Annotated in this window: 9 protein-coding genes, 1 tRNA gene and 1 pseudogene; all 11 read right to left on the bottom strand. The window is 58.4% G+C overall.

Annotation, left to right across the window (positions count from 1 at the left end):
* Positions 1-12: 12 nt before the first annotated feature.
* Positions 13-1,314: an MFS transporter gene (locus tag OCA5_RS06250; RefSeq protein WP_012563973.1), complete on the bottom strand. Its 1,302-nt coding sequence runs from the start codon at positions 1,312-1,314 to the stop codon at positions 13-15.
* Positions 1,315-1,688: 374 nt separating this feature from the next.
* Positions 1,689-2,288 (bottom strand): ANTAR domain-containing response regulator, encoded by a 600-nt coding sequence (locus OCA5_RS06245; RefSeq protein WP_012563974.1) that lies wholly within the window; start codon positions 2,286-2,288, stop codon positions 1,689-1,691.
* Positions 2,289-2,386: 98 nt separating this feature from the next.
* The gene (locus OCA5_RS06240) at positions 2,387-3,619 is read right to left on the bottom strand and encodes an HlyD family secretion protein (protein ID WP_012563975.1); all 1,233 of its coding nucleotides are present in this window, start codon (positions 3,617-3,619) and stop codon (positions 2,387-2,389) included.
* The gene (locus OCA5_RS06235) at positions 3,612-4,064 is read right to left on the bottom strand and encodes a hypothetical protein (RefSeq protein WP_012563976.1); all 453 of its coding nucleotides are present in this window, start codon (positions 4,062-4,064) and stop codon (positions 3,612-3,614) included. The genes OCA5_RS06240 and OCA5_RS06235 overlap by 8 nt, the downstream gene beginning before the upstream one ends.
* A 686-nt stretch (positions 4,065-4,750) precedes the next feature.
* A complete protein-coding gene (locus tag OCA5_RS06230) occupies positions 4,751-5,194 on the bottom strand; it encodes a CBS domain-containing protein (RefSeq protein ID WP_244396074.1) in 444 nt (147 codons plus the stop codon).
* Positions 5,195-5,618: 424 nt separating this feature from the next.
* Positions 5,619-6,407, bottom strand: a complete 789-nt coding sequence (locus tag OCA5_RS06225; protein ID WP_012563979.1) for an ABC transporter ATP-binding protein — start codon at positions 6,405-6,407, stop codon at positions 5,619-5,621.
* Positions 6,404-7,314, bottom strand: a pseudogene (locus OCA5_RS06220) (FecCD family ABC transporter permease). The gene OCA5_RS06225 and the pseudogene OCA5_RS06220 overlap by 4 nt, the downstream one beginning before the upstream one ends.
* Before the next feature lie 211 nt (positions 7,315-7,525).
* Positions 7,526-7,699: an ABC transporter substrate-binding protein gene (locus OCA5_RS06215; RefSeq protein WP_244396075.1), complete on the bottom strand. Its 174-nt coding sequence runs from the start codon at positions 7,697-7,699 to the stop codon at positions 7,526-7,528.
* A gap of 489 nt (positions 7,700-8,188) precedes the next feature.
* Positions 8,189-8,263: transfer RNA gene (locus OCA5_RS06210), tRNA-Gln, on the bottom strand.
* Positions 8,264-8,517: 254 nt separating this feature from the next.
* On the bottom strand, positions 8,518-9,618 hold the full coding sequence (locus OCA5_RS06205; RefSeq protein ID WP_012563983.1) for an ABC transporter ATP-binding protein: 1,101 nt from the start codon (positions 9,616-9,618) through the stop codon (positions 8,518-8,520).
* A 29-nt stretch (positions 9,619-9,647) separates the two neighbouring features.
* The gene (locus OCA5_RS06200) at positions 9,648-11,375 is read right to left on the bottom strand and encodes an ABC transporter permease (protein WP_012563984.1); all 1,728 of its coding nucleotides are present in this window, start codon (positions 11,373-11,375) and stop codon (positions 9,648-9,650) included.
* Positions 11,376-11,409: the final 34 nt, after the last annotated feature.

The raw sequence follows: 11,409 nt of genomic DNA, 5'->3' as shown, positions 1-11,409 counted from the left end.
TCTCCTCAACGATTATTCCGCGGGCTGAGCGAGCGCAGAGCTCGACGGCGTAGCGCTCGTTTCCATGCGTCGGATCGCGAGATGCATCCACGCGAGGCACACTCCTGCGAGAGCGAACAGCAGCATGAAGCAGTTCGACCAGATGCCGGTGAGATCGTTGAGCGCACCAAAGACGATCGGCAGAACGAAGCCGCCGAGACCGCCGATCATGCCGACGAGGCCACCAACCGCGCCAACATTGTTCGGATAGTAGACAGGGATGTGCTTGTAGACGGCGGCCTTGCCGAGGCTCATGCAGAAGCCAAGGATGAAAGCGACTGCAACGAAGGCGACCGGCCCGACCGTCATGTGGAAGGCGATCGGTCCCTTGATGCCGTGCACCGTGTAGTCAGCGGCCGGAATCGACAGGATGGCGCAGCAAACCGCCGACACCGCGAAGGTCCAATAAAGCACCGTGCGCGCACCGATCCGGTCGGAAAGAATGCCGCCATAGGCCCGGAAAATCGAAGCGGGAATTGAATAAGCCGCACCGATGATACCAGCGGTCGCTATGTCGAAGCCGTAGACGCCAATGAGATAGCGCGGCAGCCACAGAGCCAGCGCAACGAAGGCCCCGAAGGCGAAGAAATAGTAGAGCGAGAAGCGCCAGACGCGCACATCCTTCAGCGGCTTGAATTCGGCAAGGAAGCTGCGCGCCTGCCCGCCCCCGGTCTTGCGGCGATGGCGGATCACCGGATCGTCTTCGGTCATGAACCAGAACACGACCGCGATGATGGCCAATACGCCGGACCATATCATCGCAACGCTCTGCCAGCCCCACGCGATAAGGACGAACGGTGCGATAAACTTGGTGGCTGCCGCACCCACATTGCCGACACCGAAAATGCCGAGCGCCGTGCCCTGCCGAGAGGCTGGGTAGAAACGCGACACATAGGCAACGCCGACCGCGAACGAGCCACCGGCCAGGCCGACACCAAGCGCTGCGATCAGCATTTGGGAATAAGTCGTCGCAAAGGTGAGCAGGAAGGTCGCCAGCGCCGCGGCAAGCATCGTGATGGTGTAGACGAGGCGCCCGCCGAGGCGATCGGTCCAGATGCCGAGAAGCATGCGCACGAGAGAGCCCGTCAGGATGGGCATCCCCACCAGAAGGCCAAATTGCGTATCACTCAGACCGAGTTCGTCCTTGATGCGAACGCCGATGATCGAAAAGATCGTCCACACGGCAAAACACACGGTGAAAGCGATCGTCGACATCGACAGTGCTCGTGTCGCCGAGCGATCGCGCATGTGTGCGGGGTTAGCAGCTTCCGTCATCTCTCACTCCATCAGCACCACGCGGAAGCGGTGCTGGATTGAAAACAAAAGGCCGCCGATCAACCTCTACGCACCCGGATATCCGGATCGCGATCGAGCCCGAGCGGCGGCCTTGCCTGGAAGCGCCCGACGTTGGACGCGAAATTTCTCACCCAGCTTTGGGCTTGCAGCACTTGTTAAGCAGGAGATGTGCCAGTTTTGGCGATGTGCTGATTTATTAAATATGCCAGCGACTTAACGGCCCAAGCGTCGCCATGCGGCGTGGGCACATAACCGATCATGATCGAAATTGAAGTTGATGCTGCCCAAGATTTGTGCGCTGCATAATTATGCGCCGTCAAATGAAGCAGGCGTCGAGCCGATAGGGTCGGGAGCTATGTGTTTTCCGGACCAAGCAGACCGGCGGCCATGACCAAGCTCTCGGCAACTTCTGAGATCTTGCGGTTCTGATTCATCGCGGTCCTGCGCAGGAGCGCATATGCGCCCTCCTCCGAAAGGCTACGCGACTTCATCAAGATGCCTTTCGCGCGTTCCACGAACTTGCGGTTCTCCAGTTCGGTTCGCACTTCCTCCAGCTCCCGTGCCATCCGCGAGACCGCATTGAAGCGGCTGATTGCCATATCAAGAACTGGCTTCACGCGGTGCTTGTGCAGCCCATCAACGACGTAAGCCGAAACGCCCGCTTCGACGGCCGCCTCGATGGAGGCGCTATCGGAGCAGTCCACGAACATAGCAATCGGCCGCTTCACGGAGCGGCTTAGCTGAAACATGCTTTCAAGCATGTCGCGGTTGGGGTTTTCGAGGTCGATTACAATGGCATCCGGTTCGATCTCAGCAATGCGCTGCGCTATGCCCGTCATGTCGTGGATGATGGTCACGCCACCATGTCCCGCCTCGCGCAAACCTTCTTCAATGATCGCTGCGCGAACCTGGTTTTTATCAACGATCAGGATACGAAGGGCGTGACGGCTCATGAGACAACTGGTTCCGCATTAAACACCCATCGCTACAGGCAAAATCGGTGCCAAACGACAGAACGCATTGGGCGTCGTCACGTCAGCACTAGCGGAATTCAATGGCCGCTCAGCACCAGTGTCTTGACCGGCAATAGCAGAGCCTGAATACGCAGCAGCATCGCATGCACGATCCCGACAGCATCGACAGCATGCAGCCAGAGACCCTTCAGAAAACCGGTTTCCTTCGCGGCGATCCGATCATGATTGCTGGTATAGGCATTGGCGATGCAACGGCTGCCTGGAGTAACGCCGTCAAGGCCACCTTTATAAATCGGCTCCATAATGACAAGAATAGAGCCAGGCGCCAAAGCTTGCTGGGCGTCGATAAGTTGCTCACCGCCCCGGAATTGGCCCGCTGCGATGTAATCCTGCACGCTCGTGATAACCATCGGAATAACGGTCCATGGCTTTGAGATGCATGTCGCCTCAGCCACCATTCCGACCTTCATGACCTGCGCTTCGATCTGTCCGAACCCTGCCGCAAGCCTCTGCCGTCCTGCGCCTTCCGGAATAAGGACACCAGCCGAGCGCATCATGGGATTAACGACATCGCCCGGCCGCAACAGGAATTGTTCAACACGACCATCAACGCCGGCGCGAATGAATGTCTTGTCCATATCCACCTGTGCTTGAGCGAGCGCAGCCTCTGCACTGGCTTTCTCCGCGGGCAGCAGGGCCGTCACGCGAGCCATGATGGATTGGTGGGCGGCGGTTGCCGCATCGACGGCGGCTTGACGGCCGGAAACGACAACGTCCAGCTTTTCAATATCGCGCTGCGGGACGATGCCGGGATTGCGCCTCTGCAAATCGCGTTTGACATCCAACTCCTCGACCGCCTGCCGGTATGCACTTTTGGCTTCCTGGATCTGCGCATCCGCTTTCAGAATGTCTGCCTGTGCCGCAACCATGGCAGCATCGATTTCCGCGACTTTGCGGCGGGCAGATGCAAGTGCGGCCTCCTGCTTTGCGCTATCCAGCTTGAATATCACCTCCCCTTTTTTAACGGGAGCGCTGAAATCGGCGTGAACCTGCGATACACGTCCGATCGTCTCCGGCACGATCGGAACAGTTCTGAAATACAACGTCGCACTGGTCGTGGAGGGATGAAAATAGAAGATGATTGTGATCAGAGCGACTGTCAGCATGAGGCATGAGACGATGCCCCATCTTAATTCGTACCAGACTGAGAAGAGCGTAATCTCTCGGCCAATGCGCTTGCCTTGCGCGTAGCGACGATAAAGATAGTCGGGAAACACTGTCAGGAGTGAACAGAGGATGAGCTCAAGCATGGCCCTGCTCCCTCACTTCGTCGTTTGAATCTTCCTTTTCATTTGGCAGGCTCGCAGCCGCTCGAGACATTTCAGGCGGCTCTGGCGGATCCGGGTCGGGAGGAATGCCGGCTATTTTCTGAACGGAAGCTGCGATGCTGTGCAGCGGCGTAGTGAAATCGGGAAGATCGATCAGAGCAAGAAGTAATCCAGCCACCCAGAACAAGTGATTGTGCGTAAAGAGGGCGAGCAGGCAGAGTACGGCTACGATCTCGAACTGCAGCTTCTGCGATTTGTGCGCCATCCGCTCCGGCAAGGAGTGGATCTGCAGATAGATGTTGCCGACAAACAGAATGGCGAGAAGCAGGATGATGCCGACGACGACCATCAGGATGTCGGTATTGCCGGGAGGGGTGATGAACGATGGCAAATGATGCGGCGCGAGCGGATGCAGCGAATCGTTCAAAGCAGCCTCCCCTAACGATTGTTCATCGAACAACGTATGATCGGTACTGGCCGTCCGGTTCCATCTTTGCACAAAGCGAGAGGCTGGCAAGTGCAGAGGTGTTTGCGGTGGCGCACAGGTTCAGACCGGCGCACGCTGTCGACGGCGAAACAACGCCTTATACCGACTGACAAAAGTAATGATTATTGATGTTGAGAGTGAACTGACAAAAAAGCCAATATCCAAATAAAATCAATCGGCTGAGAGACAGCACAATCCAAAATTACGTTGATCCCTGCAGTCGTTAATTGCGCGGGCTGCTTCGTCTAAATCGGTCTCTGCACGGCGACATGAAGATGACCGTGCTGCGACACCATGCGAGCTCCCACGACATAGACCTCCTCAACATCTGCGGCGTAACCGCCTCGCTGATGAAGAAGAGCGCAAAAGAAAGCTCGCCATCGAGAAACGAGGGCGAGCTAAGGTTGTGCTGGCACTCAACCAGCTAAGGGGAGAAGTTGACGGACCTACTAGAAGCCAATCCAACCTTTCCAAAAACAGGCTACATTCGATCGACAAAACATTCTTTGATCTTAAACAACAAAAACCCCGCTTTCGGGAGTATCCAGCTCGGACCACCGCCGCACGCAATCGAGTGATTCCGGATCGCAGTTGCCTGACAAAATCAACCCTTCAAGGGCCCGCTGTCAGCGATAACCAATACCCATCACATAGTCGCGCAGCAAATCTTCCTCGTATTCCGTTTCCTTCAACAAGGCCTGCAGTGCATCGCGAGCATTGAGGGTGCCGAGCGGACGATTATCATCATCGACGACTGGAATATGCGCATGACCTTTTTCCTTCATCCGCTTCCACGCTGTTTCGAGCAACTCGGGCGGCCGGCAATAAATTACGTCGCGTGACATGACCGAAGCGACCGATGCCGTGCAGGCATGGCCCTGACACCGGCTGATCCGCGAGACGATATCCATGCGGGTGACAACCCCAGCCATCTTCCCCGTATCCTCGCATACCACGACAAGATCGATCCTGCCGCTGCCCAGAAGGGACGCCGCATCTACCAGTTGAGCCTTGTCGCTGACCGTGATCAGGCGCTCCCGCGTAACGGAAAGGATGCTTGCGATGTTCATGGCGTCACCATGGACAGACAAGCATGCGCAATGTCCGGAAAGCCCGGAGACACTTGTCGATAGCATTGCTTCACTTCCAGCATGTTGCGCCACCGTAGCAGCGGTTCCGGGAGAATTCGGATGCACCAAGGATACTCGCAACCAGCAGAAGCAGATTGATCAAGGACAAACTGGCCCCGATATCGAATCCGCGGAACTGCAGCCGACAAACCATGGCGCGCGTCTTCAGGAAGTCACGCCACCTTCCACAGGCACCCATTCAGCATATTCAAGCGCCAGTTGGAGGGAATGCCGCCAACGGGTTGCTCTCTTGGCTACCGTCTATTCAGCGGACGTTGAAGCTAGAACGACACTCCTCCACGGGAGAAACGATGGCAAACCAACATTGCTAGGTAGCAACATGGTCTTTCATAAACTGCATCGTTTAAATCGCCCCCTGCACAACGACATGAAGATGACCGTGAAGCGACTCCACGCGCGCTTCCACGGCATAGACCTCGCTCAACATCTGCGGCGTAACCGCCTCATCCGGCGCGCCATGCAGATAGAGCGCTCCGTGATTGAGAACGACAATCGAGTCTGCCCAACGTGCGGCTTGGGAAAGATCGTGCAGCACGCAGATGACGATCTTTCCCGCCGCGGCGAGCTCACGGACAACCCCCATAACGGTCGCCTGATGGCGCAGATCGAGAGCGCTGGTCGGTTCATCCAGCAAAAGGATCGAGGGATCGGAAACCAGCGACTGCGCCAGACTGCAGAGCTGACGCTGCCCGCCTGAAAGACAATCGAGCGGATCCAGCGCGATATCCGTAATGTCGAGCTGCTCGAGCACCGAGATCGCACGGTTACGATCATGAGCGTTGCCCATCATGCCGGGGCGGCGCGTGGCACGGAGCGTTGCGATGACGCTTTCCAGAACGGTCAACGACACGCGCTCCGGAACCGACTGCGGCATGTACGATACGAGCGCAGATCGTTCGCCATAACCCATGGTCAGCAGGTTCTTGCCGTGAACGAGCGCCGATCCGCTGGCCCGCAGCAAGCCTGCAATGGCGCGGAGCAATGTTGTCTTGCCGGCCCCATTCGGCCCGACCAGAGCCGTCACCTGCCCCGCCTTGATCGACGACAAGGTCAGATCGCGGACAATCCGCTTGCTGCCATAGCTCACCGACAAATGCTCGAGCTGCAGGTCCCCGCTCTCGTGAGCCATCATGCGAGCCTCCGCGGACGAAGGATCAGCGAGAAGAACACCGGAAGCCCGATCAGTGCCGTGACGATTCCGATCGGAATCAGCACGCCGGGCAGGATCGCTTTACTGGCAATCGACGCGAGCGCCATGATCGCGGCGCCAGTCATCGCACTCGCCGGAAGAAAAAAGCGGTGGTCCTCTCCGAGTAGGAGACGCGCGATATGCGGACCAGCAAGGCCGACAAATCCGATCGTGCCCACGAAGGCCATCGCCGCTGCCGTCACAGGCTGACGCGCAGCAACGACATGAAGCGAAGGCGCGTAACATTGACGCCAGCGCTTCTGTCTCGATCTTCGCCGAGTCGAAGTGCCGTCAGTTGCCGGCTTGCAGCGAAGGAAAACGGCGTCACGACTGCGACGACAAGCGCAAGGACCGTAACTTTCTGCCAATCCGCGCGGGCAAGGCTGCCCATGATCCAGAATACCAGTTGCTGCAGCGCCTGCTGGCTCGCCACAAACTGCAACAACGCAGTCAGAGCATTGAAGGTAAAGAACAGCGCAATGCCGCACAGCACCAGCGTATCGATCCCGGAGCCGCGAACGCGCGCGATCGCCTGCAGGAGCATGACCGAGATCGTTGCGAAAATGAAAGCATTGGCCGGCACGATCCAGACTTGGGAGATGCCCGGCAATCCTGCACCGATGATGATGGCAAGAGCTGCACCGAAAGCCGCCGCAGACGACACACCCAGCGTGAACGGACTCGCCAGCGGATTGTTCAGGATGGTCTGCATCTCGGCGCCGGCCAGAGACAGCGCAACACCCACGAGCGTGGCAAGGCAGGCTTGCGGCAGCCTCACCTGCCAGACGATGGACGTCGCCGCTTGAGAGGCCTGTCCGGAGTCTATCAGCGCAGCCCATACCTGATGCACACCAAGGTCGGAGGGGCCGATCACGAGGTCGAGCAGAAATCCCGCCACCGCGATGACAAACAAAGCAACGCAGATGGCGATGCGCTTTCGCACGAAAGCATCGTAGCGCGCCGCAACGGATGCTCCCTGCGGAGAAATATTCAAAGATGGGCCGGTCAGGTTGTCCGTCAAAACTTTCTCTTGCTCAAAGCCCCAGAGAGTGCGCCCCACATCACTTCAGATCGACCAGATAGATACCCTTCAAGGGGACGGAGAGAAATCTCCTATTGATCTCATCGATGGTTTGCGCCGGATCAAGATCACCAAACAGCGACGGATGAATCCATTTTGCCAGCGCTTCCGTGGCGACGATATTCAGCGGCGTCGACATCAGGTTGTGAAACATGCCGTGAATCCGGCCGTTTCGCACAGCATTGATCGAGGAAAATCCGGGCCGCGCAGCAAGCCCGGCAAGACGTTTTCCGGTGCCGTGGTCTGGATGTACGAATAGACCAACGATCCACCGGCCGTGCGCGCGTGAGTGTGGGTATAGCCAGCATAGACCTGCAGCCCGGTCGCAAGTTTGTCCAGTTGATGTCGCGAAGGCCTACCGGGGCGAAGATGCCCGTATAGCTGCAGCCTATCGCGCAGCGAATGAGGAAGAAGCTGAAGCTTTCAGAGCTGATGGACGGCCAGGGCGCGCGTTATCAGCGCACAAGATCCAGCAGAGCCACGGGGGACACGCCCAACGCAACATCGCGCGGGCTTTGTCAGCGCCCAGAAAGCGTCACGCGCACCGGCTGGTGAACGCTTTGGCAACATCCGTTCAGAATGGGCAAGGAAACAGTTTCAGAATGAGACTGTGAAAATTTCCAAATAGCCAAGTAAAATCAATTGGCTGGGGCGGGAGGATTCGAACCTCCGCATGGGGGAATCAAAATCCCCTGCCTTACCACTTGGCGACGCCCCAACAGCCTTGAGAGCCTCCCGAGCCGGGAGTTTCAGCATGATCTCGCGGCCTTGGTCCGCACGATCCGAGCCTCGCGCTGTCTATAGGCACCGCGCCGCGGTTTCAACCGCGAAGGCGGATTATGCGCGCGAAATTGTTCTGAAAAATCAGCGGAGTGAGAGAAATTGCCTGTCGCTCCAGCGATTACGGCGACAACCAGCGCGCCTGATAATGCCTGCGCCGTTTCTGTTCGTATGCAGCAGCTCGCGCTGCCGCTACCTGAAGATGCTCGCGTCGGAAGGAGAGATCTGAACCCCCACGACGTCATCTTCCGAAAAGCCGTTACGCTTACCGATATGGGGCACGTCGATGAAGATGTCCTCGCCACCAGTCTTCAGGGCATAACGGATCGTCGATCCTAAAAACTCCCGGCCTGAGATGCGGGCCGACAATCTCAAATCGGAGCCAGAGGCGACTTCGCTCTTTGTGACGAGGCTCGCATTCTGCGGACGGAAGAACAGCTTTGCAGGACCCGGCTCCTCATTAGCCGGCGCCGGCAGAACCTCTCCTCCCACGGCCTGAAACACCCTCTCCGAGCCATTGGCGCGGATTTCGCCGCTCACCGTATTCGCCGTCCCGAGAAAGCGGCCGACGAACAGATTGGCGGGATTGTCGTAGAGCTCCATCGGCGTGCCGACCTGCTGCACCATGCCTTCGCTCATCACCGCGATGCGATCGCAGACCGTATTCGCTTCTTCCTGATCATGCGTGACGAAAATTGTCGTCAGCCCGAGCCGGCGCTGCATCGCGAGAATTTCGCGCCGCACCTGAACGCGCAGGCTTGCATCGAGGTTCGACAACGGCTCATCGAGCAGAAGCACGGTTGGTCTGACGGCAATGGTGCGGGCCAGCGCCACACGCTGCTGTTGGCCGCCGGAGAGCTGCGACGGCTTGCGGTCCGCCAGCTTTTCGAGGCCGACCAGCTTCAGCGCATCCTCCGCGCGCTGATTGCGCTCCTGCGCCGAGAGCCGACGCTCCTCCAAGCCGAACGTGACGTTCTTCCAGACCGTCATATGCGGCCACAGCGCATAGGACTGAAACACCATGCCGACATCGCGCCGCCATGGTGGCAGCGTCAGCACATTGCGCCCGCCGATCACCACGCTGCCGGTCTGCGCGGTGTTGAAGCCCGCAATCAGGCGCAGAAGTGTGGTCTTGCCGCAGCCGGACGGGCCAAGGAAAGCGAAGAACTCGCCCGGCTTGATTTCCAGATTCACGTTCTTCAGCGCGTGATATGCGCCGTACGACACATTCACATTGCTGATCGAAATCTCGGCAGCCTCGCGCTTCAAAGCATCCAGAGACGATTCGGCCATGTTGCGCTCCCTGATCGATAACGTCGCTGTTAGTGCGACTGCGAGCTGTTGCGACGCTCGAGATAAACGTGGCTGAGATAGGCGCACACGCCGACGATGATGACCGCGATCACGCCAAGCGCAGCGCCCGGACCGCGACCCGCCGGAGACTGCATGAAGACATACAACCCATAAGACAGCGGTGCGTTGTCGGTCGATTGCACCAGCATCATCGTCGCCGACAGTTCGACCGCCGCCGTGGCAAAGCTCGTGACGAACCCGGCGACAATGCCGCCCGCCATCAGCGGAACGACAATGCGGCGGATCGTCTTCGGCTTGGCGACACCGACATTCTCGGCTGCCTCCTCGAGCGAGACAGAGACCTGCTGCAGGCCGGCCGAACAGGCCCGCATTGCATAAGGCAGGCGGCGGATGCCGAGCGCGATTCCGAGCATGATCCAGAACGCAGCAAGCGACGTGCCATCCGGAAGCTGGATGTCGTAGAACGTGCGCAGATAGCCGATGCCGAGAACGACGCCGGGCACGGCGAGCGGCGCCGTGGCGATATAGTCGAGCGCGTGGCGACCGATCGCCTTGGTGCGCTGCGACAGGTAGGCAATCGCGGTACCGAGCGACACACCGATCACTCCGGCGATGGTCGCATACAACAGCGTGTTGGTGACGAGCTGCGAAGACTCGTCGAAAATCACCTTATAGTGCGACAGCGTGTAGCCATCCGGCAGCGGCGCGAACGACCAGACGGTCGCGAACGACAGCAGCAGCAGGCCAACATGCGGCGCAAGCACGATAGCAAGGATTGCGAAGATGATCCCGTAAGCGACAATGGTGTCGACCTTGTTCATCCGCCGCTTCGACAGGCCACCGCCGCCACGTTGAACGGTGGAATAGTCCTTGCCCTTCGTCACCAGCGTCGAAGCCCAAAGTGAAAACACCGAGAAGGCAATCAGCACGACGGAGATGACGTAACCCATCGGGTCAGCGATGCCCATCGAGGTGATGCGCAGATAGGCCTGCGGTGCCAGCATGTCCTGCACGTTGAGCAGGAGCGGCGTTGCAAGATCATCGAACACCTTGATGAAGACAAGCGCGGCGCCCGCGATGTAACCCGGCATTGCCAGCGGGAAGATGATCCGCCGGAACAGGCGGAGACCGCGGCAGCCGAGATTCTGCGCCGCCTCTTCCATCGAGCGATCGATGTTGCGCAAGCTCGCGACAAGATTCAGCAGAATGAACGGGAAGTAGTGAACGGACTGCACGAGAATGACGCCGTTCAGCCCCTCCATGAATGGCAGCGTGAAACCGAACCAATCATCCAGCAACAGATTGACCGTGCCGGTGCGCCCGAACAGCAACTGCATGGCAATCGCGCCGGCGAACGGCGGCATAATCAGGGGCAGAACGCCGAGCGTCTGAATCAGGACAGCGCCCTTGAACTCAAACCTGGTGGTGATGTAGGCGAGCGGGATTGCAAATGCGCTTGCCCACACCACCGCCATGAATGACGCATAGATCGAATTCCACAATGACCGCCGGAACAGATCGTTCTGGAAGAAATCGTAGAAGTTCACCAGTGTGAAGGTGTTTGTGCCCTTCTGCATAAAGGCGGTCGTGATGACGCTGAGAAGCGGCACCAGAAAGAACACCGCAAGAAACAGGAACAAAAAGGCCGTTACAGCATGCAACGACCAATTCGTTCGCGCCGGCGGCGCGCTTTCCACTGATACAGAAATAACGTCCGCTTTTGCCACCGAAGACACGGCTTCCCCTCGTCGCTTTATGTTACGCGGCGGT

The organism is Afipia carboxidovorans OM5 (assembly GCF_000218565.1).
Lineage (GTDB): Bacteria > Pseudomonadota > Alphaproteobacteria > Rhizobiales > Xanthobacteraceae > Afipia > Afipia carboxidovorans.
Note: the sequence above shows the minus strand (reverse complement) of the source record. Positions and strands in the feature narration are given on the sequence as shown.

Coding starts and splice junctions, on each gene's coding strand:
- OCA5_RS06250 (WP_012563973.1), bottom strand. CDS start 1,314: ATGACGGAAGCTGCTAACCCCGCACACATGCGCGATCGCTCGGCGACA.
- OCA5_RS06245 (WP_012563974.1), bottom strand. CDS start 2,288: ATGAGCCGTCACGCCCTTCGTATCCTGATCGTTGATAAAAACCAGGTT.
- OCA5_RS06240 (WP_012563975.1), bottom strand. CDS start 3,619: ATGCTTGAGCTCATCCTCTGTTCACTCCTGACAGTGTTTCCCGACTAT.
- OCA5_RS06230 (WP_244396074.1), bottom strand. CDS start 5,194: ATGAACATCGCAAGCATCCTTTCCGTTACGCGGGAGCGCCTGATCACG.
- OCA5_RS06225 (WP_012563979.1), bottom strand. CDS start 6,407: ATGATGGCTCACGAGAGCGGGGACCTGCAGCTCGAGCATTTGTCGGTG.
- OCA5_RS06215 (WP_244396075.1), bottom strand. CDS start 7,699: ATGTTTCACAACCTGATGTCGACGCCGCTGAATATCGTCGCCACGGAA.
- OCA5_RS06205 (WP_012563983.1), bottom strand. CDS start 9,618: ATGGCCGAATCGTCTCTGGATGCTTTGAAGCGCGAGGCTGCCGAGATT.